Source organism: uncultured Methanobrevibacter sp. (assembly GCF_902771435.1).
Taxonomy (GTDB): Archaea; Methanobacteriota; Methanobacteria; order Methanobacteriales; family Methanobacteriaceae; genus Methanocatella.
This window is the reverse complement of the sequence record NZ_CACXXB010000026.1, coordinates 1-26,200: the sequence shown is the minus strand read 5'-3', so window position 1 is coordinate 26,200 and position 26,200 is coordinate 1. Positions and strand designations below refer to the sequence as shown.

General features: G+C 38.4%; 24 protein-coding genes, 1 tRNA gene and 1 pseudogene. 15 read left to right on the top strand and 11 right to left on the bottom strand.

What is annotated here, in order from left to right; genetic code table 11:
• Window positions 1-221 precede the first annotated feature (221 nt).
• From QZU83_RS07850 to QZU83_RS07815, 8 genes are all read left to right on the top strand, one after another.
• The gene (locus tag QZU83_RS07850) at window positions 222-2,117 is read left to right on the top strand and encodes a nucleoside-diphosphate sugar epimerase/dehydratase (RefSeq protein ID WP_295611050.1); all 1,896 of its coding nucleotides are present in this window, start codon (window positions 222-224) and stop codon (window positions 2,115-2,117) included.
• Window positions 2,114-3,313, top strand: a complete 1,200-nt coding sequence (locus QZU83_RS07845; protein ID WP_295611048.1) for a DegT/DnrJ/EryC1/StrS aminotransferase family protein — start codon at window positions 2,114-2,116, stop codon at window positions 3,311-3,313. Before QZU83_RS07850 ends, QZU83_RS07845 begins: the two co-directional genes overlap by 4 nt.
• A 304-nt stretch (window positions 3,314-3,617) precedes the next feature.
• Complete coding sequence (tfe, locus tag QZU83_RS07840) at window positions 3,618-4,127, top strand: transcription factor E (RefSeq protein ID WP_295611055.1); 510 nt, start codon at window positions 3,618-3,620, stop codon at window positions 4,125-4,127.
• Window positions 4,124-4,621, top strand: coding sequence for a TIGR00295 family protein (locus QZU83_RS07835; RefSeq protein ID WP_295611046.1), 498 nt, complete (start codon window positions 4,124-4,126; stop codon window positions 4,619-4,621). The genes tfe and QZU83_RS07835 overlap by 4 nt, the downstream gene beginning before the upstream one ends.
• 2 nt (window positions 4,622-4,623) lie before the next feature.
• Window positions 4,624-5,532 carry a DUF5591 domain-containing protein gene (locus QZU83_RS07830; protein ID WP_295611045.1) on the top strand — a complete coding sequence of 303 codons (909 nt, stop codon included), beginning with the start codon at window positions 4,624-4,626 and terminating at the stop codon, window positions 5,530-5,532.
• Window positions 5,533-5,585: 53 nt separating this feature from the next.
• Window positions 5,586-5,870: a metal-sulfur cluster assembly factor gene (locus tag QZU83_RS07825; protein WP_295611043.1), complete on the top strand. Its 285-nt coding sequence runs from the start codon at window positions 5,586-5,588 to the stop codon at window positions 5,868-5,870.
• 102 nt (window positions 5,871-5,972) lie between these two features.
• A tRNA-Ile gene (locus tag QZU83_RS07820) sits at window positions 5,973-6,047 on the top strand.
• A 152-nt stretch (window positions 6,048-6,199) separates the two neighbouring features.
• On the top strand, window positions 6,200-6,715 hold the full coding sequence (locus QZU83_RS07815) for an amino acid-binding protein (protein WP_295611054.1): 516 nt from the start codon (window positions 6,200-6,202) through the stop codon (window positions 6,713-6,715).
• Here the strand turns inward: QZU83_RS07815 and QZU83_RS07810 are convergent.
• A complete protein-coding gene (locus QZU83_RS07810) occupies window positions 6,709-6,972 on the bottom strand; it encodes a HypC/HybG/HupF family hydrogenase formation chaperone (protein WP_295611041.1) in 264 nt (87 codons plus the stop codon). The two genes, QZU83_RS07815 and QZU83_RS07810, sit on opposite strands and share 7 nt — an antisense overlap.
• A 77-nt stretch (window positions 6,973-7,049) precedes the next feature.
• On the opposite strand from QZU83_RS07810, the gene QZU83_RS07805 reads away from it, so the two are divergent.
• Window positions 7,050-8,351 carry an NAD(P)/FAD-dependent oxidoreductase gene (locus QZU83_RS07805; RefSeq protein WP_295611040.1) on the top strand — a complete coding sequence of 434 codons (1,302 nt, stop codon included), beginning with the start codon at window positions 7,050-7,052 and terminating at the stop codon, window positions 8,349-8,351.
• On the opposite strand, the gene QZU83_RS07800 is transcribed toward QZU83_RS07805, so the two are convergent.
• The 3 genes from QZU83_RS07800 to QZU83_RS07790 all read right to left on the bottom strand — a co-directional run bounded on the left by QZU83_RS07800 (window position 8,346) and on the right by QZU83_RS07790 (window position 11,491).
• Window positions 8,346-9,407: a glycosyltransferase gene (locus QZU83_RS07800; protein ID WP_295611038.1), complete on the bottom strand. Its 1,062-nt coding sequence runs from the start codon at window positions 9,405-9,407 to the stop codon at window positions 8,346-8,348. The two genes, QZU83_RS07805 and QZU83_RS07800, sit on opposite strands and share 6 nt — an antisense overlap.
• Before the next feature lie 4 nt (window positions 9,408-9,411).
• On the bottom strand, window positions 9,412-10,368 hold the full coding sequence (locus tag QZU83_RS07795; protein ID WP_295611037.1) for a cell wall biosynthesis protein: 957 nt from the start codon (window positions 10,366-10,368) through the stop codon (window positions 9,412-9,414).
• A 61-nt stretch (window positions 10,369-10,429) separates the two neighbouring features.
• Entirely contained in the window at window positions 10,430-11,491 is a 1,062-nt protein-coding gene (locus QZU83_RS07790) for an mRNA surveillance protein pelota (RefSeq protein WP_295611035.1), read from the bottom strand.
• Between the two features lie 199 nt (window positions 11,492-11,690).
• Here QZU83_RS07790 and QZU83_RS07785 point away from each other — a divergent pair, with 199 nt between their 5' ends.
• Together QZU83_RS07785 and QZU83_RS07780 are read left to right on the top strand one after the other, a co-directional pair.
• Window positions 11,691-12,992, top strand: a complete 1,302-nt coding sequence (locus QZU83_RS07785) for a prephenate dehydrogenase (RefSeq protein WP_295611033.1) — start codon at window positions 11,691-11,693, stop codon at window positions 12,990-12,992.
• A 311-nt stretch (window positions 12,993-13,303) separates the two neighbouring features.
• The gene (locus QZU83_RS07780) at window positions 13,304-15,505 is read left to right on the top strand and encodes a CDC48 family AAA ATPase (protein WP_295611032.1); all 2,202 of its coding nucleotides are present in this window, start codon (window positions 13,304-13,306) and stop codon (window positions 15,503-15,505) included.
• A 106-nt stretch (window positions 15,506-15,611) separates the two neighbouring features.
• Here QZU83_RS07780 and QZU83_RS07775 read toward each other — a convergent pair whose 3' ends face one another.
• Both QZU83_RS07775 and QZU83_RS07770 read right to left on the bottom strand, forming a co-directional pair.
• Window positions 15,612-16,262: a PolC-type DNA polymerase III gene (locus QZU83_RS07775; RefSeq protein ID WP_295611052.1), complete on the bottom strand. Its 651-nt coding sequence runs from the start codon at window positions 16,260-16,262 to the stop codon at window positions 15,612-15,614.
• Window positions 16,263-16,285: 23 nt separating this feature from the next.
• Window positions 16,286-17,140 (bottom strand): methanogenesis marker 8 protein, encoded by an 855-nt coding sequence (locus QZU83_RS07770; protein ID WP_295611030.1) that lies wholly within the window; start codon window positions 17,138-17,140, stop codon window positions 16,286-16,288.
• A 135-nt stretch (window positions 17,141-17,275) separates the two neighbouring features.
• Between QZU83_RS07770 and thiC the strand changes: the two genes are divergently transcribed.
• Window positions 17,276-18,550 (top strand): phosphomethylpyrimidine synthase, encoded by a 1,275-nt coding sequence (gene thiC / locus QZU83_RS07765; RefSeq protein WP_295611028.1) that lies wholly within the window; start codon window positions 17,276-17,278, stop codon window positions 18,548-18,550.
• Window positions 18,550-20,140 (top strand): annotated as a pseudogene (locus tag QZU83_RS07760) (ATP-dependent DNA ligase). Before thiC ends, QZU83_RS07760 begins: the two are co-directional and overlap by 1 nt.
• On the opposite strand, the gene QZU83_RS07755 reads toward QZU83_RS07760, so the two are convergent.
• Complete coding sequence (locus QZU83_RS07755) at window positions 20,137-20,769, bottom strand: queuosine precursor transporter (protein ID WP_295611027.1); 633 nt, start codon at window positions 20,767-20,769, stop codon at window positions 20,137-20,139. The pseudogene QZU83_RS07760 and the gene QZU83_RS07755 overlap by 4 nt on opposite strands.
• 86 nt (window positions 20,770-20,855) lie before the next feature.
• Here QZU83_RS07755 and QZU83_RS07750 point away from each other — a divergent pair, with 86 nt between their 5' ends.
• Both QZU83_RS07750 and glmM read left to right on the top strand, forming a co-directional pair.
• Window positions 20,856-21,254 carry an OB-fold nucleic acid binding domain-containing protein gene (locus tag QZU83_RS07750; protein WP_295611026.1) on the top strand — a complete coding sequence of 133 codons (399 nt, stop codon included), beginning with the start codon at window positions 20,856-20,858 and terminating at the stop codon, window positions 21,252-21,254.
• Between the two features lie 65 nt (window positions 21,255-21,319).
• A complete protein-coding gene (gene glmM / locus QZU83_RS07745) occupies window positions 21,320-22,684 on the top strand; it encodes a phosphoglucosamine mutase (protein WP_295611024.1) in 1,365 nt (454 codons plus the stop codon).
• 175 nt (window positions 22,685-22,859) lie between these two features.
• Here the strand turns inward: glmM and QZU83_RS07740 are convergent, their stop codons facing one another.
• From QZU83_RS07740 to QZU83_RS07725, 4 genes are all read right to left on the bottom strand, one after another.
• On the bottom strand, window positions 22,860-23,996 hold the full coding sequence (locus tag QZU83_RS07740; RefSeq protein WP_295611023.1) for a tetratricopeptide repeat protein: 1,137 nt from the start codon (window positions 23,994-23,996) through the stop codon (window positions 22,860-22,862).
• 18 nt (window positions 23,997-24,014) lie between these two features.
• Window positions 24,015-24,725: an anaerobic ribonucleoside-triphosphate reductase activating protein gene (locus QZU83_RS07735; protein ID WP_295611021.1), complete on the bottom strand. Its 711-nt coding sequence runs from the start codon at window positions 24,723-24,725 to the stop codon at window positions 24,015-24,017.
• Window positions 24,725-25,792: a histidinol-phosphate transaminase gene (hisC, locus tag QZU83_RS07730; protein WP_295611019.1), complete on the bottom strand. Its 1,068-nt coding sequence runs from the start codon at window positions 25,790-25,792 to the stop codon at window positions 24,725-24,727. Before hisC ends, QZU83_RS07735 begins: the two co-directional genes overlap by 1 nt.
• A gap of 2 nt (window positions 25,793-25,794) precedes the next feature.
• The coding region (locus QZU83_RS07725; protein ID WP_295611017.1) for a gamma carbonic anhydrase family protein at window positions 25,795-26,200 on the bottom strand (406 nt) is incomplete at its 5' end.

The window sequence follows — 26,200 nt, the reverse complement described above, 5'->3', positions numbered from 1 at the left end:
CCACACGAGGTGTTTTAAAACGAATCTATCGCAGAGATCTAATTTGGAATGACAACCGCAAAAAGGATTATGAAAATCAACAAAGTTTTTGAAAGAGTCTTACTAGAATTCGAAGAAAATTTTATATTTAACAAGTTATAAAAATATATTTTTAATAGAATAAAATTAAAAGTCTGAAATTACAGCATAATTCTGATAAAAAAATTGAAAGTTTGATAGTTATGAAAGTTGATACGTTCGGTAAATATAGAAATTTCCTGTTACCTTTGGCCGATTGTGTTGCAATCATTTTAGGATACTACCTGATGTCTGTTATCATCACAGATTCATTTCTGATGAATCCGACAAGCAAAGTAACCATGCATGAAATTTTTATAAGCATAATATTGGCAATTATTGTTTTCCAAATTGTATTTAGAATATTCAAAAGATACAATACCATCATTAGATATGAAAACAATCAGGATTATATAATATATATCATACTTTCAGTAATTTCAACACTCATCGTATCCCTGATTGAAGAATTGGTTCTGAAGATGAAAAACCCTTCAATCAAACTTAACTTAATTGTCGGTGTGATAATCGGTTTGATAATTGTTGCTTCACGCCTACTGACAAAATATGTCCTGCTGGCAGACGTTGTAAACAAGGGAATTAACTACACTCCTGAAAATCAAAAGAAACTGCTCATTATCGGAGGAGGATATTCCGCAAATGACATCATTAAAACTTTGAATTCCACATTAAAAGGGGAATATAACATTGTAGGAATCATCGACGACAACAAAAAACGTATGGGCTATTCAGTAGCAGGAGTAAAAATTATCGGAACAAGAAATGACATAGAAAGAATCTGTGAACAGTATGATGTCGATGAAATCTTCTTTTCAATAGTGACAATCGACAATAAAAACAAAAAGGAAATCCTTGAGATATGTAACCGAACAAACGCCAAGGTTAAGGTATTGCCTGATTTGAGGGAACTCATCACTGAGGAAAATCTTTACCATAGCTTAAGGGATATTGAAATTGAGGATCTTCTTGGAAGAGACCCTATCAGACTTGACAACAATAACATTAAAAGTTTAATTGAAAATAAAATTGTTTTAGTGACCGGTGGAGGAGGTTCCATCGGTGAGGAGCTTTGCAGACAGATAATGCTCCACAATCCAAAGCTATTATTAATGCTGGACATTTATGAAAACAGTCTGTATTCCATTGAATTGGAACTGAAGGCAAAATACCCCAATAACGAAATCAAGGCAATAATTGCAAATATCAGAGACAAGCAGAGAATATTCGATTTGTTTGAAGAATATCACCCTGAAATTGTTTTCCATGCCGCCGCACACAAACATGTGCCCCTGATGGAGAATAACCCAACTGAAGCGATTAAAAACAACGTGTTCGGAACATACAATCTTGTAGAAGCCTGCGATAAATTCAAAACCAGAAGGTTCATTTTAATTTCAACAGACAAGGCAGTGAACCCTACAAACATAATGGGCGCCACCAAAAGAATGTGTGAAATGATTATCCAGGCAAAGGATAAGGAAAGTGAAACCGAATATGTTGCCGTGAGATTTGGAAACGTTTTGGGAAGTAACGGATCAGTTGTCCCATTATTCAAAAAACAGATTGCTGAAGGAGGACCTGTTACAGTAACCCATAAGGAAATCACCAGATTTTTCATGACAATACCTGAAGCCGTTGCATTGGTTTTACAGTCAATCACATATGCAAAGGGCGGAGAAATCTTCGTGTTGAATATGGGCGAACCTGTAAAAATCTATGACCTGGCAACAAGCCTTATTGAATTATCAGGACTGAAACTGGGAGAAGACATCGAAATTGAAATTATAGGCATGAGGCCTGGAGAAAAACTATATGAGGAATTGTTGATGGATGAGGAAAATCTTGAAGAGACCAACCACGAAAAGATATTCATCACAGAACCTATGGAATTTACAATGGATGATATTGAGGAAAAACTGGATAAATTTAGATACATCCTGGACAATGACATTAACGATAAAGAAATAATTAAGGGCACAATCAGAGAATGTGTTCCTACCTATAAAAATCCACAAGAAGTCAACGGAGATAACATATGAACATACCATTTTCACCCCCGGATATAACAGAAAGAGAAATTGAAGAAGTAGTCGAAGCATTGAAATCAGGTTGGATTACAACCGGACCGAAAACAAAGGAATTTGAAAGAAGAATAACCGAGTATTGCGGCAGCGACAAAACAGTCTGTTTGAGTGCTGCAACCACCGCTCTTGAAATGACCTTGAGATTGCTCGGCATCGGAAAGGGGGATGAAGTTATTGTACCGGCTTACACCTACACCGCAACATGCAGCGTAATTTGCCATGTTGGAGCAACACCCGTAATGGTGGACAGCCAGAAAGACAAACAGGAAATGGACTATGAATTGATGAGCAATGCAATTACAGACAAAACCAAAGTCATAATACCAGTTGACATTGCCGGAATTTTATGTGACTATGATAAAATATTTGAAATAATCGAAAGCAAAAAAGAGCTGTTCACAGCAAACAACGACATTCAAAAAGCTTTCGACAGAATAATTGTTGTTGCCGATTCCGCTCATGGATTTGGCGCCGTTCAAAATGACAAAAAAGCAGGAAGCATTGCTGATTTCACCTGCTTTTCATTCCATGCCGTTAAAAACTTAACAACCGCAGAAGGAGGAGCTGTAACCTGGAAAAATCATGACGGATTGGACAGTGAAAAAATCTACAAGCAGTATCAAATTCTCTCACTTCACGGACAGACCAAGGATGCACTGGAAAAGACCCAAAAGGGATCATGGGAATATGACATTCTTCTTCCGGCATATAAATGCAACATGACTGACGTGCAGGCGGGCATCGGACTTGCGCAAATCGAGAGATATGACTCCATGTTAAAAAGAAGGCATGAAATTATTGAAAAATATGAAAAGGGCTTTGCAGGCTCCAAATTAATTACACCTGTGCACACAACAGAATCCTCAAAATCATCAGGACACCTGTATCTTACAAGAATCAAGGATGCCACATTGGAAGATAGAAATGAAATCATAATCAAAATGGAAGAAAGGGGAGTAAGCACCAACGTTCACTACAAACCGCTTCCGCTATTGACTGCCTATAAAAATTTAGGCTTCGATATTGATGATTATCCTAATGCATACAACCTGTTTAAAAATGAAATTAGTCTGCCGATATATTCCACATTGACTGATGAGGAAGTCGATTATATTATTGAAAATATGTTGGATGTTTTAAATGACTACTGATTTTTTAAAAATAGAAATAAATTAGTTATGTTTTTATAATAAAAAAAACAAAACTAAACAATAGTATTTTATCATAATTTATATTTTTATTATTTTTCATTTTCAAATATGATAATATAAACTATTAATGCATAGGGGAAAATAAATGATAGAAGATCCATTAGTGAAGGAATTATTATCAAAAATTGTTGAAAAAGACCACGAAGAAACTCTTAAAAAAAATTTTAGGGAAAGATATCCTGAAGAAGAAATCCCCGAAGGAATTGATAATCTCATACGAGCATTGGAACTTCCTCCTGAAGAAATTCAATACATTGCTGAGGATATTAAAAATACTGTTGAAAAAACCATCATACCAATCATTCAATCCTTAATTGACGGTGTTGAAACCGATGAAGAGATTGCTGAGAAAACCGGCATCAAATTGAATATTGTCAGAAAAATATTATACAAACTTTATGATTTAAAAATTGCTAATTATAAAAGAAGTAAAAACCCTGAAACCCAGTGGTTTACTTATTCTTGGAAATTCGATGAAGAAGAATTGATTAATAAAATTATAAGAGACTGCGAAGAGAAAAAATCAAATCTGAATGCAACATTAGAAGAGGAAAGAAACAACATATTTTTCGTCTGCCCTCTTGGTCATGTCAGATACAATTTTGATGAAGCCTCCGATGAGGACTTCTTCTGTCCATGTGGAGAGGAAGTGGAATTCCAGGACAATGCACCAATAATAGAAAACATCGAAGGCCAAATAAAACAAATTGATAAAGATTTGAAAGCATTCAACAAAAAAGTAGAAAAACGATGAATAGAGAGATTGAATTACTTAAAAAAGAAAATACTCCTGAAAATGTCATCGAACATTCAAAAGCAGTCTGTGCGAAAGCTATGAAAATAGCTTCTAATTTTGACAATGCAGATTATGATTTAATCAAAAAAGGAGCGCTTTTACATGATATTGGCAGGTCCCGGACTCATGGCATCACCCATGCAATTGCAGGGGTTGAAATTGCCAGAGGATATGGATATGGAGAGGATGTCCTGAATATCATTGAAAGACACATTGGCGCGGGAATCACAGAAAGCGAAGCCAAAGATTTGGGCCTTGGAGAAAAATCATATGTTCCGCAAACGCTTGAAGAAAAAATTGTTGCGCATGCAGATAATCTGGTGAGCGGCAGTGAGGAAGTGGATCTTGATTTTGTCATAGAAAAATGGAAAAGACGAATAGAAAATCCTGAAGACAATATTAAAAGATTAATTGAACTTGATAATGAATTAATTAAACCATTTGAGGAATAAAAATGAAAGTGATATGCTCAAGCGAAGAATCCCTGTACCGTCCGGAAGCGGTGAGATGGAGACAAAGAATGGAAATGATGGAGCCTCTCGGGGACACTGTTGTTCTATTGCCCTGCAGTATGAAAAAACCTTATTCCAATTCAAAATCACATCAGAAATTCAGAAAGCTGACAAGGTCTTACCAGGAGCTGATTGTAACATCCCCATTTGGAATTTGTCCGAGAGAGCTTGAAAATACATTTCCAATACAATCCTATGACGTGAGTACAACCGGCAAATGGTCAGCAGATGAAATCGAAGAGACCGGAAAACTAATAGAAAGGTATACAAAAGGAAAAACCGTTGTAGCCAATCTTGCAGGAGGATATTTGCAATCCGCAGAAGCATATCTTGATGATTTTGTGAATGTATGTGTTGATGAAAGACCTACTTCACCGGATTCACTATATAATTTAAGAATGGAACTTAAAAAGCATCAAAGAGTTAACCGAAGAGAAAAAACACTGCATGAGTTAAGGTCAATTGCAAAATATCAATTTGGTGAGAATGGAGACAAATTCATTCCGGACAATGTTAAAACCAAGGGAATGTATCATAAAAGAGTTTTGTCAAGTGGAACCCAATTGGCACTATTAAATAAGGATTATGGATTATTCAGATTAAATTTACCTGGTGGAGAAATTTTAAAGGATTTGGGAATCAATATTGTCAACATTGATTTTGATTTAACCACAAATACTGTTTTTGCTCCGGGAATTGATAAAGCAGACCATAATATTATTCCAAACGATGAAGTGGTTGTAGTTAAAGATGATGATGTCGTTGGAGTCGGTAAAGCTATAATGACTGGCCGTGAAATGGAAGAATGTGACAATGGTATTGGTGTGAAAATTAAACATCGAGTAAAATAATTTATATACCATTAATAAAAAATACATAAATACAAAAAATTAGGAGACAACTTATGTCAGAAGATTTAGTGAATGATATTAAAGATGCTGTTTCTGTAATCAACGACCCTCACATGGGCGTAAGCATTGTAGAAATGGGTATTGTACAAAATATTACTGTAGATGGAGATCAAGCTGAAATTACCCTCAAACCAACCAACCCTGGTTGTATGAGTATCACACGTATTGCAGCTGATGCTAAAATCAGAGCTGAAAACGTTGAAGGTATTGAAAATGCAAAAATTATCGTTGAAGGACATGCTATGGCAGACTCCATTAACGAAATGATTAATAGATAAATTTTCAAAAATCTTAATTAATTCTATGAATAACCGAAAGGGTTATATATAGTAATTAATATAAGTATAAGTGTTGACAGTTAACTGTCACACATATTTCATAGGCTAGTGGCACAGCTTGGTTAGCGCGCTCGGCTGATAACCGGGAGGTCATGGGTTCGAATCCCATCTAGCCTACTTCTAACTATTTTTAAGAATTTTTCACCTTTCCTGACAATTTTATCAAAATTTTACTCTTTTTAAAAACTTCTTTCCAAATGACAAATTTTTATGACAATTTTTATATACTTCCACGGACATAATTTAACTTGAATGTACAAAAAGTTGGAATGATGATTAAAATGTGGGAAAAAATTAATGAAAAATTCAAAAAATATCCTGCAAGGATGAGAGTTGCAGAAAAAATGATCGAATTGGGATTATGCATTAATGAAGAAGGCAAAATCTATTGCGGAAACTTAAAAATAAGCGATAAGGCTTTAGCTACTGCCGCAGATGTTGACAGAAGAGCAATCAAATCAACAATCGAAATAATTCAAGAAGATGATGAATTAAACAACTTATTTTCAAACATTATCCCTGCCGGAACACTTCTAAAGAATATTGCAAAGAATTTGGAACTGGGAGTCATTGAAATAGAAGTGGGATCTGAAAGCGAGGGAATACTGGCTGCAACAACAAATCTGATTACGCAAAAAAATATTGGCATAAGACAGGCTTATGCTGAAGATACAGAGCTTCAAAAAAGTCCATTATTAACAATAATAACAGAAGAACCCGTTAAAGGCGATTTAATAAATGAGTTTTTAAAAATAAAAGGAGTAACAAGAGTGTCAATCTATTGATTTCTTTCTTGTTCTAATAATTTGTCTTCTTCTTCGAGAATTTCTAAAAGTTCTTCCCAAGCTTCTAAAGATTCTTTAGCAGCTTCTTCAGTTAATTTTTCAATTGCATAGCCTGCATGGATAAGAACATAATCTCCAACTTCAACTTCAGGCAATAAGTCTAATTTTGCTTGTTGTCTTGCTCCACCAAAATCAGCATATAACCAATTTTCTTCTCTATTAATTTCAACAACGTGAGCAGGTGCTGCGATACACATAATTCCATCTCCAAAAATTTTAATATATTATATTTACTAAATTGATATTATATAAAATTAACTAAACAGGTGTTTTAATGGAAAATATTGTTATTGGTTCCGGCCCTGCAGGAAGATTAGGTTCCATGCAGCTTGGAAAACTTGGAAAAGAAGTTACTTTAATTGAAAAAAATCATATAGCGGGCACTTGCCTAAATGAGGGATGCATGGTTATCTGTGCATTAACCGACATTACAAAATTCATTGATTCAAACAACAAATTCAACAATTATGGATTTATCAAAAGCCAGATAGAGATTTCCTACGAAAAGATAGTTGAAAAAATTGTTGAAACCCAGAAAATGCTTCGTGAATTAAACCAGATGGAAAATGAAAGTGTTGGAAACACCATCATCTACGGTGAAGCCAGCATTGACGGGCAAACAGTTAATGTGAACGGGGAAAGCTTCGAATATGAAAATTTACTCATCGCCACAGGAGCGCGCCCATTTATTCCGGACATAAAGGGCAGCGAATATGGTCTCACCAATAAGGACATTTTAAAAATTGATAAGATTCCCGAAAAGCTGAATGTCATTGGGGGAGGCATTATCGCCTGTGAAATAGCTAATATCTATTCAACATTAGGAAGCGAAGTCAATGTTCTTGCAAGATCAACATTTTTAAAGGAAATCGGCGAGAATGCAAAAAGCTACATCCTGAAAAAAATCATTCCAAACGTCAATATCATCGAAAACACAAATGTCAGTGAAGCGTTTAAAGACAAGGTTTTAACCGATGACGGAAAGGAACTTGAAGGAGTTCCATTTTTCGCAACAGGAAGAACCCCAAACAGTGAAATTGCCCAGGACATTGTTGAGCTGAACAGTGACAGAACAATCAAAGTAGATGAAATGATGAAAACCAGTGTGGAGAATATATATGCTGCAGGTGATGTTACTGGAGGATATCAGCTAACACCAGTAGCTAGAATGGAGGGCATCACAGCTGCAAGAAACATGGCAGGGTATGCAAATAAAGTAAGCTACAACTGCATTCCTCAAACATTAAGTTTGAACATGGAAGCGAGTTTTGTTAAAAATGAAAAATCCGAATGCCCTGATGATGACAAGGCCACAATCGGAATACCTGGAATTGCCGGACCGGGTTCATTCTGGAATATTCTGGTAGGTGAAACAGGATACACAGAAGTGGAATTCGACAGCAAAAACAATAAAATAAATAGAATTGATTCAATATCCCCATCATCAACAAGTGATGTGGCATATCTCTCATATCTAATGAGAATGGATTATGATTTAGATGATTATGGTGACTTTTTAGAAGTCCATCCGTCTACAGACTCCAATTATAAAATTATAAAAAATATGTGGTTATAAACTACCACTATTAACTTTTTTTATCATTTTTTCAGCCAGAACATCACTGGCCTCAAGGCATAGCTTACCGTATTTTGAAGCGCTTTTGCTTATGGAATCATAATTGTCGAATGCGTATTTTATGCTTTCAAAAACATCATCAACCGGAGATTCCACAATGGCTCCCTTAAATACTCCGGCCATATTCTGGTATCTTCCCCATTTGACATGAGTAAGGGCAACAATTGGAGTTTCACAGCACAGTGACTCCTGAAGGGAAACACCGTCATCAGTTAAAACCGCCAAATCGACAAATTTGAATAAATGATTGATCCAGTCAATATATCCCGCATAAATTATGTTTTTACCTTCAATATCATCCAGACTGACATCATCTAACGGAATACCTACCAGAACAAGATTATACTCATCTGTAGAATCACTGACTTTGCAAATCGCATCGACCATTCCCTTAAAAATAGATGATCCTGAGGAAAATATTATTGTCTTTTTGTTCTCGTCAAAATTAGGATATTCCTTTAATTTTAAAAGAGCTTCTTTGCCATCACCATTTCCTGCATCCTGAGGCAGAGGATAAAAAGACTTGTCCATATTCTTAGGAAGCACATCCCATCTGAACTTGTCCAGTTCAGGCAAAATAAAACATTCGTTGAATTTAGGGCAAACTTTTGAATCCAGAGGAGTGGAAATTAATGAAAATGCTTTTGTCCTAGCTGCTTTAGCACCTAATGAAGCTACAATAGCTCCTCCTCCTAAAACACCTACAACAAAATCGTAATTTTGACTTTTTATTAGTTTTCTTGCTTTATTTGTAGCGGATATTAATTTTGAAGCTCCTTTTGCTGCGGAAAGTTTGGTTGCAGAATGCCCTCCCGCCTGAGGAATGGATATTTTATGCCAGGAGTAACCGTTCTTCTTAAATAATAATCCAGGAGCGGTCTCGTCGAGAGCGATTTCACAGGTAACTCCTTTCTTTTCCAATGATTTAATTAAATTAAGAGCTACAGCGGCATCTCCACCTAAGCCCCTTCCAGTAACAATTAACAATGCTTTCATTAAATTACCTACCTAATCTCGCTGGAGTTTTTTTGCTAGGCACATATCTTTTCGGATGTGTTGCATATGGATTATATGCCAGTCTCCTAAAACCTAATTGTATTAAAATCGGATTGGTAATCACCGGCTGCTTATCTTTTAAAATACGTTTTCTGCATAAATCACCCAATCCACCACCAGTTAAAACATCCATAAAGTAATCACCGAATGTAGGGTCCAATAACCTTAAATTTCGTCTGAAGAATACTTTTAAATTGTTTCTTCTCACAAATGCAATTAGTGCAGTGGTAATGATGAACATTACAATCAATCCAGGCAATCCTCCGAACAGATAAAATGAAACGCCCAATGCTACACCGAATACATGATTACCAACTTCTCCCAGCATGATTTTGCCGGCGAAGTCAAGAGGACAGTACCCTAAACAAACTACCAGTATCAGTAACGGAGTGTATATTGCCGGAAGCTCAGCCACTTCAGGAGATGCGAAAATCAGCATGAGCACGATTGTTAAAGAAGACATTATAATAGTGACAATGCATGTTGAGCCCGGTTGCATATCAGATATGTTAAGGGGCTGAACCATCAAGGCAATGAAAATTGAAGAAATTCCATAACCTTCAATGAGACCTACAACAATCACTAGAATAATTCCTATGCCTCTTGAAAGCTGTCCCCATTCGATTCCGAACGGCGATTTTTTTCTTCCCAGCACATCATCGATGAATGCAAAAATACCAATGATTAAAATAAGGCTATTATATCCCGGCAGGAAATATAAAGCTAAAATAAAAAATGGGACTAAGCCAATGCCTCTTGGAATTCCTCCTCGGACATTAGGGTATAGATTTCCCAAATAACCTCTTTTACCAAAGAATCTAAAAATAATGTCAAAAATTCCTGTTCCTATTACGGACAGAATAAAAACAAAAATTAATGCATATGCTATCGATGAATACATATAACTCCCAAATTGTAAGATTTAATATATTATATATTAAATAGTTAATTATATATAAATATTAAGCTATTTCATACCTTAAAATAGCCGCCATACCCCCTAGGCTCTCTAACTGTTTTCCGCCTTCATGTTCACTGCTGATGACCATTACAGTACCTTTCATATTTTCCACCATGTCCATCAAATCGCCCATGTTTTCACTTGCCACCATAGTATCCAAAATCAGAAGTTCACCAACTGCACCCATATTAATTGCATTCTTAACTTCTTTTAGACCATAAGCTATTTTAGAGGAATTTCTGCCGATTTGCTCCAGTAATTTATTGATGGCACCCATTTCAAAAGCCACCCTATTTTCAGCCGTCAGTTTTTCAACAGTGCCCTTTTTCAAAACTTCACTGATTCCTACACGGCCTCCGGAACCTGTTGCTTCAAGGATGGATATTTTAGCCAAATCCTTATGTTTTTCCTTTAAATAGTCATAAAAATCATTTTTTACAAAGCCTGGACCTGCAATGACGATATTTTGAATTGAATCAAACTTAACGATAGATTCAATGACTTTTTCATAAAATTTGATGATGTTTTTCTGGCGGTTTTTATCCACAATCCTTTTGCCTGAAACGCTGCCCTTGATCGGCCCGTAATATTCAATTCCGAATTGCCTCATCAATCCCAATGTTGCAGTATCATCTTCCAAAACGACAATTATTGCAGATAATTTTTTGGAAGCGTCAATCGCCTGGTTTAGTCTGTTGATAGCCCATTTCGGCCATTTTTCTTTTTGGATTGTAAGAGGAGTGTTCAATTTAACTTCCAATGTGTGGTGGGAACCGAGCGGAATCAGGTCTTCAGGACCTCTTGTAATGACTCCAGTTAACCTCAATTTGCCTGTGAACAAATGAAAACTGATGTTTTCAATATCCAATCCCAAATAAAATGTTTTCTTGACTCCCCTGTCGCTTCTGAGTTTATCTCCGGTATTGTCCTGGATACGGCGGGTTGTCTTGGACGAAGCATTGTCGCCAACTTCCACGATATGGGACAGATGCCACAAATCATCTAAAGTTTCCGGAACCACTTCAATTATTCCGTCTTTTGTGTCTTGTTTTATAATCTTCATGCTTTCAAAAATATTTTATACTTCCTTATTAATGTAAGTTACCCCTTTTGCAATTAATTTAATGTGTCCCTGCGCAAAATACCCTCAGCTGAGATGATTATCCGATATATTTTATCGAACCCTGCCAAGACAAATATATTTCACATGCAAAACGGCTTGAATAATAACCTTATTAATTATAAAAACATAATCTATTTACATGAATGTTGGAATTATTGGAGGTAGTGACGGTTTAGGTAAAACCCTCATTTACTATTTCAGAGATGAATTTGATGTATACATAACCGGAAGAGATCACAAAAAGGGCAGATCAGTAGCTGATAAAATGAACGTCAGTTATATTGAATCAAATGCTGGATTGGCCAATATAAGTGACATGCTGGTCATCTCCGTTCCAATAGAACATACCTGTGACGTCATCAGGGAGGTGGCCCCATTCATGAAGGAAGGTTCAGTCATGGTTGACGTGACTTCAGTCAAGGAAGGACCTACCAGAACAATGGGCGAAGTGCTGCCGGACACCATCGAATATATTCCAACCCACCCTATTTTCGGTCCCAGAACCACAAGGCTTGACAATCAGGTTATTGTACTGACCCCCGAAAAGAAGGGCGAATGGTATGATAGGGTTTACAGATACCTTGAAAGCAAAAATATGAGAGTGATTGAAACTACAGCCCAAAAACATGATTTCATGATGAGCATTGTGCAGGTTTTAACTCATTTTTCATTTATTTCAACCGCTTCAGCCATAGAAAAATTAAAAGTGGACATATCTGAAACTGAAGATTATGAAAGTCCTATCTATAACCTGATGATAGACATGATTGCACGTATCGTTTCACAGAATCCTTATCTGACCTACAATATCCAGTCCATGAATACCAACGGCGCGAAAATCAGAAATACATTTACTGAAGCTGCAATTGAACTGAGGGATGCCATCAACAGCAAAGACGAGGAGAAATTCATTGACATTGCAATTAATGCGACAAAACATATGGGCGACATTAAAAACGCTTTGGGTAGAAGTGATAAGGCAATAGGCGCACTTAACTATGAATACAGCATATTATTCGAGTCAATAGGTAAGGAAATAGGACTGAAGCATATTTATTCAGGCAAGATACACACCGGAATTCTGGAAAGCGTGGACGGCAAAACCGCAGTGCTGAGAAATGGGACAAAAACCAAAAAACTGCGTATTGCAAATATCAGGATAATGCTTGACAACGAGCTTTACCAATGGAAAATAGAAAACTGGAACAGGAAAACCGAATCCATCAGCTGCATGTTTCCGAAAAACGTTCATGTTGAAACCATACAGAAAACCGTGATGAATATTGGAAACATAATCGACATCAAACTGACCGACGCATACAACGGTCCGCAGATTGACGAGAATTCCATAAGTTTAACCTTTGAAGTTACAGCATTTTCAAAGGAAGACATCGAAAAGGTGAAAAAACTGTTCACAGGTTTCGGCGGAATCATAAGATAATTTGTTCGATTTGATACGAACAAATATTAAACTGTCCAAAAGTAATTAAATTTTTAATCAACCTACAACCATCTCATTTTTATTATTTTTATATTTTAAAATATCAGACAATTTATTTAAAAAAAATATACCCATTTACATTAAATACAGAAAAATAAACTCTTTTTAAAAGGAATTTTTGAAACCTCAAAACCGAAACCTTTATATAGTAAAACATACACAGATATGTTTGTCAATAAAGTTACAAAAAGTAACAAAAAGATTTTGACATTACAATTACATACATCACAGCCATAAAAGGAGATGATATCATGGCAGAAAATGAAATCACATTAAAAGTTGCAGAAGCAATTTCCCAAAAGGATGTTGGACAAGGAGTAGCAAGACTTGATCCTAACGTCATGGACGATTTGAACATACAAGAAAGAGAATTGATTGAAATCGTCGGGGAAAGGAGAACTGCAGCAATCGCTCTTCCTTCCCAAACCGACATTGGTCTTGGAGTCATAAGAATCGATGGGTTAGTTCGTAAAAATTCAGGAGCAACAATCGGAGGGGAAGTTACAATTAAAAAAACTAAAGCAACAGAAGCTAAAAAAGTTGTTTTAGCCCCTATTGAAAATAATATCCGTGTACAAGGAGACGTTCGAGGATTATTTGCAGGCAAAGTAATGGTGCAAGGTGACATCATCGGATCTCAAATCAGAGCACCAAGACCAAGCATGAACAGAGGGTTCAACAGCCTTTTCGATGAACTGATGGACTTTACACCTGCAATGAAAGAAATCAAATTTGCAGTCGTGTCCACAAATCCGAAAGACATCGTCATTGTAGGACCTAACACCGAGGTACAGCTTCACGAGTCCCCGGTAGACGTCAGCAAAATCGAAGGTGTCGGAAACCTTGTGGATGTAAGCTACGAAGACATCGGAGGATTAAAAGAAGAGGTCAAAAAAGTAAGAGAAATGATTGAAATTCCTCTTAAAAGACCGGAACTCTTTGAAAAACTCGGAATTGCCCCACCAAAAGGAGTATTGATGCACGGTCCACCTGGTACTGGTAAAACATTACTGGCTAAAGCTGTAGCCAGTGAAAGTGATGCCCACTTCATTGCAATAAATGGACCTGAAATCATGAGCAAATACGTCGGCGGATCCGAAGAAAACCTGAGAGAATACTTTGAAGAAGCTGAAGAAAACTCACCTTCAATCATATTTATTGATGAATTGGATGCTATTGCCCCAAAAAGAGAAGAGACCAATGGAGAAGCTGAAAGAAGAACCGTTGCTCAGCTTTTAACTTTAATGGATGGTCTTAAATCACGTGGACAAGTAGTGGTTATCGGTGCAACAAACAGACCTGATTCCCTCGATCCTGCTTTAAGAAGACCTGGAAGATTCGACAGGGAAATTGAAATCGGAGTACCTGATGCAGAAGAGAGAAAAGAAGTTCTTGAAATCCACACAAGAAACATGCCTCTTGCAGAAGATGTTGATCTTGATAAAATATCAACTACCACACACGGATTCGTAGGAGCAGACCTTGAATCCCTATGTAAGGAAGCTGCAATGAGAGTAGTCAGAAGAATCCTGCCGGAAATCCAGAATGACGAGGAAATTCCAAAAGAGATAATGGAAAAAATCGTGGTAACAGGAGATGACTTCAAAAACGCTCAAAAAGAAATCCAACCTTCCGCATTAAGAGAAGTGCTCGTTCAAATCCCTGACATCAAATGGGATGATATCGGCGGTCTTGAAGATGTAAAACAAGAGCTGAAAGAAGCAGTCGAATGGCCTTTAAAACATCCTGACACCTTCCAACGCTTAGGAATAAGACCTCCAAAAGGAACATTGCTCTATGGAATTCCGGGTACCGGTAAAACATTGCTTGCAAAAGCTGTGGCCAGCGAAAGTGAAGCAAACTTCATTTCAGTGAAAGGTCCTGAACTTCTCTCCAAATGGGTCGGAGAATCTGAAAAAGGAGTCAGAGAAGTATTCAGAAAAGCCAAACAGGCAGCACCAACAGTAATCTTTTTCGATGAAATTGATGCAATAGCCGGAGCACGCAGTGGAAATGATACTGACAGTGGAGTTACAAAAAGAGTAGTAAATCAATTGCTGACTGAAATGGACGGTTTGGAAGAACTTGAAGACGTTGCAATCATAGCTGCAACAAACAGACCGGACATTCTGGATGCAGGTTTGATGAGACCTGGAAGGTTTGACAGACACATACAAGTCAAAGAACCTGACGAAGAAGCAAGACTTGCAATCTTTAAAGTACATACCAAAAACATGCCTCTTGCAAAAGATGTTGATCTTAAAAAACTTGCCAAACAAACTGACGGATATGTTGGAGCAGACATCGAATCAGTTTGCCGTGAAGCAGCAATGCTGGCCTTAAGAGAAAATCTCGAAGCCAGTGAAATCCCTAATAAATACTTTAAAGAAGCAATCGATAAAGTAAAACCTGGAAACCAACCCCAGGATGAACAGCTAGTTCAATACATGTAGGAAGAAAACAACAATTTCTTCCTATTCCTCCATTAACGATTATTAAATTCTAACCATATCGTGGGAAAGATACAGACATCTTTCCCATAACCTCCAAAATTAGCCATCACAATCTTGGCAATATCATATTTTCAGGCAACAATCCCCGATTGTGATAATACTGTCTTTTATATTCTATAAAATTAAATTCCTTACCTCCAATGCCATATTTAGGATTATATCCGAAAACATTCTCATATTCTGATAAGTCATCACGTTCTTCTTTTAATTTCTGATAAACCCAATATAATGCTTTTGTATCGTCAATGGCACGATGGAAATTAACTTTTTCAACACCATAATGTTCAACTGCATCAATTAATTTATGAGGATAATCCTTGCGGTCTTTAAGGACAGTCAGAGTATCCAGCCAGGCCATCTTTTCAACAAGAGTGTAAGCTTCGTCAGGAAAATGTCTTTTAAGCAGGAAATATATAAAAGACAAATCAAACTGTGCATTATGGGCAATCATTAATGCTTCCTCATCGAACATTTCCTTTAGATGCTTTGCAACAACCTCTTCAGGCAGCCCTTCAGTTTCAAGTGTTTCATCATCAATGCCGGTAATTTTAGTTATTTTTGGATCTAATGGATTTTCACATTTTATGAATTCATCATATTGGTCTACAATTTCACCGTCAACGACAGTAATCATGGCCAGTTCTATAATTTGGCAATTGATGCAGCTAAGACCAGTTGTTTCAGTATCAAAAAATATTTTCTTTATAATTATTCCTCCATTTAAAGCAACTCATGAGGAGAATCGCTTTTATCCCTCGGATAATCTTTTGTAGATAACGGCTTATTAATTTTTTCAAGACGATTGTCCAGAAATCTTCTTCCATCCTCGGTCGCACAGAATATCGGCACTTTGGTTCCGTAGTAATATATTTGGTGCTCATCAGCATATCTGCGGACCTCTTTTGAGGCGCATGCAGTTACAATATCACCATATTCAAACAGCATTTCAGCTTCCTCGGCATCAACGCCTGTGGTATGGGCAACAAAAATATAAACATTGACATCATCATCAAGAGGATATTCACGAAGCTCCCTAATCATAGGAGAAGGTATGACAGTTATTGCAATGTTTTTATAGCCTTTTGAAAGGGCTATTTTTAATCCTTCAAGCTGATTTAACTCGGCAGTATCTGGATTTAAGACAATTGAATCAGTTTTCTCGAGATTTTTAATGACTTCATGAATTGGTGTTGTGCTAATCAGGCCGGATACCCTTCCGCCTACACCCTGAACCACACGGGGATTTGTCATTATTACAGTTCCGGCACCGTCACATGCTCCGACAACACAGTCAATGCTTCCATTTTCCATGTTTGTTTTCAGTATTTCAGAAATGCCAACTGTAACCAAATCGTCCATTTCAATCACTCTTTCAGGAGTGCACATTCCAAAGTCCTTTATTCTGAAATTGATGTTTTTTCTGATGAATTCCTCGTTCAGCTCATCCACCTTATGCATTGCATGAAACATAGGGCAGTATTTCATGTCTGATGAACCCACTTCGGTTATCTCACCGTTTTCAATTACCACTTTAACCTTTCCCAATGTTTCTATCACATGTCTATCTTCTACCATATAACCACCTTTACAATACTGTATGCCTTTTTCATTATAAAAAATATATTGACAATAAAATTTAACAATTTAAAAAAATTCTATATAGTATGAATTTGAAATATCTTTAATGATTAGTCAACTCGAGGGATAAATTTGACTCAGAAAAGCGAAGCTCAAAAAGGAAACATAACTCCGGAAATGGAATATGTTGCAAAAGAAGAAAATATAGATGCAAATAAACTAGCTAAATTAATAGACAAGGGATTGGTCGTAATCCCAAAAAATGTAAACGGACATTCAAAGCCATGCGGAATCGGTGAAGGCCTGAAGACCAAAATCAATGCGAATATCGGTTCATCATCCAAAATTGATGACATTGAACTTGAAATCAATAAGGCGAAACTGGCTCAGGAATATGGTGCCGACGCACTGATGGACCTGTCAACCGGATCTGATTTGAAGCTATTCAGAAAAAAGATTATGGAAGCCGTTGACATTTGCATAGGAACCGTGCCAATCTATGAAGCGGGAGTCGTCACTCTAGCTAAAAACAAGGAAATCATCGACATGGACCCTGACGACATCTTTAAAGCCATTGAAAATCAGGCAAAAGAGGGAGTGGACTTCATGACACTCCACTGCGGAATTACAAAGGACCTTGTTCAAAAGCTGAAGGATGCCAACAGGATGATGGGAATTGTAAGCCGTGGGGGAACTTTCATGGCTTCCTGGATTAACCACAACGGTGAGGAAAACCCGCTGTATGAAAATTATGATTACCTTTTGGAGTTATCCTATGAATATGACATCACACTATCCTTAGGGGACGGACTGAGGCCCGGCTGTCTGGCTGATGCAAGCGATATCCCTCAAATTCAAGAGCTTGTAAACCTTGGCGGACTCGTCAAAAGGGCACAGGATGCCAATGTCCAGGTCATGGTGGAAGGTCCAGGACACATGCCATTGAACCAGATTAAGGCAAATATGGAAATTCAAAAAACCGTCTGTCACGGAGCCCCATTTTATGTTTTAGGCCCGCTTGTAACAGACCTTGCACCAGGATATGACCACATTACAGGAGCTATCGGCGGAGCGATTGCTGCAACTGCAGGCGCCAATTTCCTATGTTACGTGACTCCTGCAGAACATCTCTCACTTCCAAGTCTGGAAGATGTGAAAGAGGGAGTGATTGCATCCAAAATTGCGGCCGAAGCTGCAGACGTTGCAAAAGGTCTTGATTCAGCATGGACACGTGAGAAAGCCATGGCAAAGGCCAGAAGGGAATTTGACTGGGAAAGACAATTCGATTTGGCCCTGGACAAATCCAAGCCAAGGCAGTACAGGGACAAGTGTGAACTTGACGATGATGAAATGTGTGCAATGTGCGGAGAATATTGTGCTGTAAAAATTGCAAAGGGTGATTTCTGATGAAATATCAGGAACTTGTAGACGTCTACTCAGCGCTTGAGGCAACAACCAAAAGGCTTGAGAAAACTGAAATTATCTCAGAATTTCTAAAGAAACTGGATTCCGACACCATTGAAAAGGTGGGACTCTTGATTTTGGGTGTCGTATTTCCAGCATGGAGCTCAGAAGAAATAGGCATTGGTGGAAAGCTGGTTGAAAGGGCAGTTGCCGAAGCTGTCGGAACAACCCAGGCCGCCGTTGAAGATGCAGTGCGTGACGAAGGAGACATCGGCCTTGCATGCATCAAATTATACGCCAAAAAATCCCAGATGACATTCTTCTCACAGCCTCTTACAATAGATTTCGTATTCAATAGCCTGCGCAAGCTATCCACAATCAGCGGATCACGTTCAACCAACCGCAAGATTGCAGTCATTTTGGAGCTGCTCTCACAGGCAAGTGCAACAGAGGCCAAATACCTGACCCGTACAATAACCGAAGAGCTGAGAATCGGTGTCGGGGACGGGGTGGTCAGGGATGCAATAGCCCAAGCGTTTGACATTGACAAGGCCATAGTCGAGAGAGCGCAGATGCTTACAAACGACTTTTCAGTTGTTGCAAGAACCGCCAAAGAGGAAGGTGCCGAAGGACTTAAAAAACTTAACCTGACTCCGGGAACACCGGTCAAGCCAATGCTTGCCCAATTGGCACCGCCGCTTGATGAAATCATACCGGAAATGGGATGTGCAATTTGTGAGACAAAATACGACGGAATCAGATTGCAGGTCCACAGAAACGGAGATGAAATTAACATATTTACCCGCAGACTTGAAAACATTACCCATGCACTTCCCGAAATCGTTGAACTGTTTGACGAATACCTTCCTCATGAAGACTACATTGTGGAAGGTGAGGTAATAGCTACAAGAAACGGGAAACCTCTCCCGTTCCAAAACATTCTCCACAGAGTCAGAAGAAAGCATAATGTGGAGGAGGCCATGGAAAATGTGCCGCTGAAACTGTTCCTGTTTGACGTGCTGTACTACCAGGTCCCGATGATTGACGAGCCCCATGAAGGTCGGAACTCCGGAAAATATTGACGAACTTCAGGAGCTGTTTGAAACCTCCATAGAGGGAGGCCATGAAGGAATAATGATTAAAGACTGCAAGGAACCCTACATTCCTGGACTCAGAGGCAAGAAAATGCTCAAATATAAGGCAGAGCCTGAAACCCTGGACATGGTAATTGTAGGAGGAACCTACGGTATAGGAAAAAGAGGAGAATTCGTCGGATCATATCTGGTTGCGCTAAGGGATGAAAATGATGATTTCAAAACCGTTGCCTATGCCGCAACAGGTCTTGATGACGCCACTCTGGAATACCTGACCGGAAAAATGAAGGAACTTGAGATTTCAACAAAGGGCCGTGAAATCAAGGTCGAGCCGAAGATAGTGCTGGAAATTGCATTTTCCGAAATTGTCGAATCACCGGAATATGAAACAGGATATTCCTTAAGGTTCCCTGTCGTCAAAAACATAAGAAAAGACAAGAGTCCGATGGATGCGGATACCGTTGAAAGATTAATTTCCATGTACAATACAGGAAATTAATATTCAGGCATTGCCCTGACTCGGAATATAACTTGTCTTGTTAAAGGATAAACTATAATTTCATATAATGTTTTAAACAATGCCTGTGCTATAATCATCAAGATTAATGCCTCCAGAGGCATTGTCCCATAAAATCCGATGAAAATAAATATAACTGCATCCAAACCTTCACCGAAAAGTGTTGAGACGATGCATCTCAGGAAGAGCTTTTCTTCATCCCACCCTTTCATCAATACCATCAGTTTTGCATTGACCAGAGACCCTACCAGATATGCTGCAAAGCTAGCCACCAGCAATCTGAAAGTGGAGCCCAAAACGACATTAAAGGCATCTGAATTTTCAAAAAATGCCGGAGCCGGAAGCCAGATTGTCACACTATAGCAGATAACCGCAATAAGATTCATGAAAAATCCAAGTAAAATTACCCTTCTGGCCTTTTCATATCCGTATACCTCAGCCAAAACATCATTGACAATGTAGATTACCGGAAATATTATCACACCGCAGGGAAGGACAAAAGAAAAAAAGTCAAATGTCTTTCCGGCAATAATATTTGATATAATAAGACATGCAGTGAAAACCCCTGCCAGGATTGCATACAATTCAGTTTTTGTAAGATTTTCAAACATGGTTAATACTATATTTATGCACCTAATTAAATTTTACAAGTTGAAATCCTATCGGCTATTTTTAACAGGAACTACAATGAAAAAGTATGGAAATCACAGACGACAAACTATTGAGAATAGCTTTGGTCACTTCACTGATTGGAATAATCGGCCTATTGATCTTTACGCCTTCAATTGAAGTGAAAAAAGTCAAAATAGAGGACATTGACCGTGGAATGGTTGACGAGGAGGTTTGCATTGATGCCGTTGTAACCGACATCGCATCCTCCCACTCCAAAAGCAGCTATTTTTTAACCATAAATGATGGAACCGGACAGATGACCCTGATAGTCTTTGAAAAGCAGCTGGCCGAAATACAGTCGAACAGCCTTGACATTCATGACTTCAAGGACAGGAAAGTTGAAGCCACCGGCAAAATCACAGAATACAATTCTGATTTGGAAATAATTTTATCGGGCGGAGACGGCCTGAAAATTATTAAATAATAAATAGCTTTTTATTGATTGAAACACAAAAATAAACAATATTAAAATGTATAGGAAACAATAACATGTCTGATAAAAAACGATTATTTGGAACTTTTGGAGTTAGAAGAACCGCCAATGATGTTTTGACTCCCGAGTTCGCATCAAGACTTGCAGCCTGTTACGGTACACTGGTTAAGGGAACCGTGGCTGTTGGAGGAGACCCAAGAACTTCCACTCCGATGTTGAAAGAAGCAGTTAAAGCTGGTCTTTTATCAAGTGGATGTGATGTAGTGGATTTAGGAATATTGCCTACACCAGGAGTTCAGTATGCCGTCCGCAAATATTATGACGGCGGAGTGATGATAACAGCTTCACACAACCCTCCGCAATATAACGGGCTTAAATTTTTAGATGAATTCGGTATCGGAATACCTGACGAAATGGATCTGGCAATCGAAAAATTATACTTTGACGAAGAGCCGGACAGGGTACCGTTCCATGAAATCGGTCAAATTTACAACAATGACAAAATCATAGAGGAATATGTTGATGAGGCAATCTCCAAAGTGGACGGCGAAGCTATCCGCAACGCCAAACTGAAAGTGGTTGTTGACTGCGGATCCGGTGCAGGATGCTACACCGCCCCATACCTGATTAGGAAACTTGGCTGTGAAGTGACAACACTCAACGCCCAGGCCGACGGATTTTTCCCTGGCCGTGACCCTGAACCTATTGAGGAAAACCTTCAGGAACTCATCAGCGTCGTCAAGGAATTGGGTGCAGACATCGGTCTTGCTCACGACGGGGACGCCGACAGAACAATCTGCATTGACGAGAAAGGAAATTTCGTTTTGGGAGACAAGACATTCACCCTTGTTGAAAAGCAGATGCTTAAGGAAAACAACGGCGGAATAATTGTCACTACCGTTGCAACATCCCAGGCAATTTATGATGTTGCAGAGGAATACAACGGAGAAGTCATAGCCACTGCAGTCGGAGATTTGCTTGTAGCACGTAAACTCAAAGATGAAGATGGACTATTTGGTGGAGAAGAAAACGGAGGACTCATTTTCCCTGATTTCGTTTACGGAAGAGATGCAGTCATGACCGTTGCCAAAATCCTGGAGATTGTGGCTAAGGAGAAAAAACCTCTATCCGAATTGGTAGCGGAACTTCCTGTATATTATGCCAAAAAGATGAAAATCGAATGTCCTGATGATGAAAAAGAGTTTGTAATGTCAAGCATTGCAAAAGAAATTCAGGAAACTACTGATTTCAAATTAGACTTAACAGACGGTGTTAAAATCCTAAAAGATGATGGTTGGGTAATTATCAGACCATCCGGAACCGAACCAATTTTCAGATGCTTTGCAGAGTCCGACTCACAGGAAAAGGCTGATGAAATGACTGACTGGGGAATCGGTTTAATCAAAAAATACAAAAAATAATCAACACGAAAAACCATCACCGAATTTGTTTTAATTATATTGATTTCAAATATAATTAAAACTACACTTACCCCTAAAACTATTGTAAATTTAATAGCTATTTTTAAAATAATGAAAGTTAACTAAAAAATAAATAAAATAAGATTAAGGCATCTACATTATGAAATGCAAATGCTTAAAAGTTTTCCAAACATTCTTCTTTCAAGAAAAATGCGTCTTCATTATCAGGATTTCTGAGCAATACTTTGTTAAAACTATCAACAGCCTCTTCAAACTTGCCCAATTCCATCAATACAACACCTTTGTTAAGTAAAAAATCAATGTTATTTTTCTCCAATGAAATGGCCTTGTTAAAGCATTCCAACGCCTCATCAAATTTGCCCAGATCAATGTAGGCATTGCCCATTCTGTTGATTGCATTGGCATCCATATCCGAATCATCCAGACAGACTTCAACTGCCTTGTCAAATGATTCGATAGCTTCCTCAAGATTGCCCATATCGGTCAAGAGGTTTCCGCGCGCATTCCATACTTCAGGGTTTTCGCCGTCAATGACAATGAGCTTATCGTATACCCTCAAAGCGGCATCATACCTTCCAAGCATTTCCAGAATGAATCCTCTCCAATACAAAACAATCGGACTGCTCGGACGATAGTTATAAGCTATTGTGCTTGCCTTATATGCTTCTTCGATTCTTCCTGCGTTGAGAAGTGCAATAGCCTTATTGTTCAGAATGTATTCATTATCCGGCTCTATTTCCAGAGCCTTGTCATAACAGCTGATGGCTTCGTCAAACTGGCCCAGCCTTGATAAATTATCGCCCTGCTTGTTGAGCAGATAAACATCGTTCGGGTCCAGCCTTAATGCGGCATCATAACACATTGTGGATTTGTCGAACTTGCCGCTGTCAAAAAGGATATCCGCCCTTTTGGTAATCATTGCCTTTTCATCTATTTTGTCACCTTTCCACTCGTCAATGTGAAGCTTTTCAAAATAGATTATCTGGAATTCATCCTTATCGCTGATTTGACCGCCATACATTTTTTTGAATTCCCTCATCATATCATAGGAATCCTTGAAACCTTCCTTTCGAGCCAGCTCATCATTGTCCTTGATTTCTTCAAAAGGAATGTTTTCAACATCAGTCACCAACGCTTCAAAAATCTTCATTTTTTCTTTTGAAACTAAATTCCAGTAACAATAGAGCCTGTCCCCAACTTTAAGTGGAGTTTTCCATGCTTTACGTATGGTTCTGGTTTTCTTACCAGTGATTACATCAATATCATTACTTGAAAATGACAAAATTGGCATCTGACTCCTCCTTAAAATCTATTCTATAACCTGTTCACCGAATTCTGCTGATTTGACTTTGACTATGCCATCAAAGTATGGCTTGATTTCACGGGCCAAATCGGCTAAATCATGAGGATTTGGAACCTCAACCTTTTCCAAAGCTGGATCGAGAACGTTCTTATTTCTAAACTGTTGGATAGTGTAAATGTCAGCTTCGATTTCATCTGCTAAATTAATTATATCTTTTTTTGTGTGCAATGTCGGAACGTAAGTTGTCCTTACCTCAAGGTGGACATTTTCGTCCGCATTGATCATTTCCATGGACTTTTTGACCTGAAAGCCTACATTGGAACCTGTGATTTTTCTGTATTTTGAAAATGTGGTCTTGACATCTAGTGAAACGAAATCCAGCAATTTCAAATCCAATAGCTGTTTAATCTTATCTGGATATACGCCACTGGTATCCAGTTTTGTCTTAAGTCCAATCTGCCTTACATAGCTGAAAATTTCAATTATAGCATCTGTCTGCATTAACGGTTCGCCGCCTGAAATTACAATGGCATCGAGAAAGTCCGCTGAAGAGTCTATTTCCTTTTTGATTTCTTCAAGAGATTTTTCCGTTTTATCATCCAGAAGTTCAACATTGTGGCAATATCTGCATGTCAGGGGACATCCTGACATGAAAAGAACCAGAGACATGTTTCCATGAAACTCAACTGAAGAAATTACTGATCCGCCAACATACATTAGTTTAAGACCTCTTTTATGATTTCAATGAATTTTTTATCCTCTTCCAGAGTACAGATGCTTATTCTAATCCAGTACTCGTCCAAACCTTTAAATGAGGTGCAGTCCCTTACGATTATTCCTTTTTTCATCAGTTCCAGTGCAAGTTCACTTGCGGTAAAACCTGTGTCCCTAATTCCAATCAGCATGAAATTGGATTTGGAAGGAAAAACGTTCAGCGAATCGATTTTGGACAGCTCATCATAGAGGTATTGCCTTGACTGGATTCCCTTTTCAATGGAATCCCTGATGTATTCTGTGTCCCTGAATGTATTCAGAGCGGCTACAAAAGACAGTCTTGTAAGTGAAAATACCGGTTTGATTCTGTGCATGTACTCGATGATTTGCGCACATGCAAGGCCGTAACCGATTCTCATTCCCGCAAGGCCCAGTACCTTGGACATTGTACGGATGATGAAGATATTATCGTATTCATTGATCAGGTCCTTGTTTGTAACCTCAGAGTATTCAAAGTAAGCTTCATCAATAACGATTAATACTTCGGGATTTTTGCCTGCAATATCTGACAGAACCTCCTTTTCAATCAGGGTGCCTGTAGGATTGTTTGGAGAACACAGGAAAATCATTTTTGTCTTGTCTGTGATTGCATCGAATATTGAATCTGCGTCAAGCTCATTTTTATCCAGATCCCATCTTGCATAGACCGGACGGGCACCGTATTGCTGGAGCAGGTATTCATAATACATGTAGGACGGCAGAGGCACGATGAACTCATCACCCTCATCAATGAATGTCTTTGCAAGCACATCGATGATTTCATCAGCACCGTCTCCTCCGATGATGACCTGATTTTCATCAACATCTGCATATTTGGCTATTTCCTCTACAAGTTCATGGAGTTGGGATTCAGGGTATCTGTTAATTGACTTGATTTCCGCCTTGATAGCTTCCATTGCTTTTGGAGACGGACCCCATGGATTTTCATTGGACCCCAGTTTAATGATTTCATCCTTATTCAATCCGAACTGTTCGGCAATCTCTCCCTGAGATTTGCCCGGAACCTTCATTACTAATCGTCCTTATATTGTTTAGAAAGTTTGACATAATTGTCCGCATTTTCTTGGATATGTCTGATCTGCTCTTCTGAGAGTTCCTTTACAGCACGTCCAGGGATGCCTAAAATCAGACTGCCTTCTGGAAATTCCTTGCCTTCACTTACAACTGCTCCGGCACCCACAATTGAATTTTTAGATATGTGTGCTCCGTTTAGAACTGTTGCGTTCATTCCAATCAGTACATTATCGTCCAGCCTGCAGCCGTGAACTACCGCACCATGACCGACGGAAACATTTTCTCCTATTACCACCGGAAAGCCTTTGGTACAGTGAACGACACAGTTGTCCTGAACGTTGGAATTGTTTCCAATAGTGATGGAGTCTGTATCTCCCCTTACAACAGCACCGTGCCATATGGAG

What these genes read in the sequence shown, in the direction of transcription:
- QZU83_RS07850 (WP_295611050.1), top strand. Translation starts at nt 222, where the DNA reads ATGAAAGTTGATACGTTCGGTAAATATAGAAATTTCCTGTTACCTTTG.
- QZU83_RS07845 (WP_295611048.1), top strand. Translation starts at nt 2,114, where the DNA reads ATGAACATACCATTTTCACCCCCGGATATAACAGAAAGAGAAATTGAA.
- QZU83_RS07835 (WP_295611046.1), top strand. Translation starts at nt 4,124, where the DNA reads ATGAATAGAGAGATTGAATTACTTAAAAAAGAAAATACTCCTGAAAAT.
- QZU83_RS07830 (WP_295611045.1), top strand. Translation starts at nt 4,624, where the DNA reads ATGAAAGTGATATGCTCAAGCGAAGAATCCCTGTACCGTCCGGAAGCG.
- QZU83_RS07825 (WP_295611043.1), top strand. Translation starts at nt 5,586, where the DNA reads ATGTCAGAAGATTTAGTGAATGATATTAAAGATGCTGTTTCTGTAATC.
- QZU83_RS07815 (WP_295611054.1), top strand. Translation starts at nt 6,200, where the DNA reads ATGATGATTAAAATGTGGGAAAAAATTAATGAAAAATTCAAAAAATAT.
- QZU83_RS07810 (WP_295611041.1), bottom strand. Translation starts at nt 6,972, where the DNA reads ATGTGTATCGCAGCACCTGCTCACGTTGTTGAAATTAATAGAGAAGAA.
- QZU83_RS07805 (WP_295611040.1), top strand. Translation starts at nt 7,050, where the DNA reads ATGGAAAATATTGTTATTGGTTCCGGCCCTGCAGGAAGATTAGGTTCC.
- QZU83_RS07800 (WP_295611038.1), bottom strand. Translation starts at nt 9,407, where the DNA reads ATGAAAGCATTGTTAATTGTTACTGGAAGGGGCTTAGGTGGAGATGCC.
- QZU83_RS07795 (WP_295611037.1), bottom strand. Translation starts at nt 10,368, where the DNA reads ATGTATTCATCGATAGCATATGCATTAATTTTTGTTTTTATTCTGTCC.
- QZU83_RS07790 (WP_295611035.1), bottom strand. Translation starts at nt 11,491, where the DNA reads ATGAAGATTATAAAACAAGACACAAAAGACGGAATAATTGAAGTGGTT.
- QZU83_RS07785 (WP_295611033.1), top strand. Translation starts at nt 11,691, where the DNA reads ATGAATGTTGGAATTATTGGAGGTAGTGACGGTTTAGGTAAAACCCTC.
- QZU83_RS07780 (WP_295611032.1), top strand. Translation starts at nt 13,304, where the DNA reads ATGGCAGAAAATGAAATCACATTAAAAGTTGCAGAAGCAATTTCCCAA.
- QZU83_RS07770 (WP_295611030.1), bottom strand. Translation starts at nt 17,140, where the DNA reads ATGGTAGAAGATAGACATGTGATAGAAACATTGGGAAAGGTTAAAGTG.
- QZU83_RS07755 (WP_295611027.1), bottom strand. Translation starts at nt 20,769, where the DNA reads ATGTTTGAAAATCTTACAAAAACTGAATTGTATGCAATCCTGGCAGGG.
- QZU83_RS07750 (WP_295611026.1), top strand. Translation starts at nt 20,856, where the DNA reads ATGGAAATCACAGACGACAAACTATTGAGAATAGCTTTGGTCACTTCA.
- glmM (WP_295611024.1), top strand. Translation starts at nt 21,320, where the DNA reads ATGTCTGATAAAAAACGATTATTTGGAACTTTTGGAGTTAGAAGAACC.
- QZU83_RS07740 (WP_295611023.1), bottom strand. Translation starts at nt 23,996, where the DNA reads ATGCCAATTTTGTCATTTTCAAGTAATGATATTGATGTAATCACTGGT.
- QZU83_RS07735 (WP_295611021.1), bottom strand. Translation starts at nt 24,725, where the DNA reads ATGTATGTTGGCGGATCAGTAATTTCTTCAGTTGAGTTTCATGGAAAC.
- hisC (WP_295611019.1), bottom strand. Translation starts at nt 25,792, where the DNA reads ATGAAGGTTCCGGGCAAATCTCAGGGAGAGATTGCCGAACAGTTCGGA.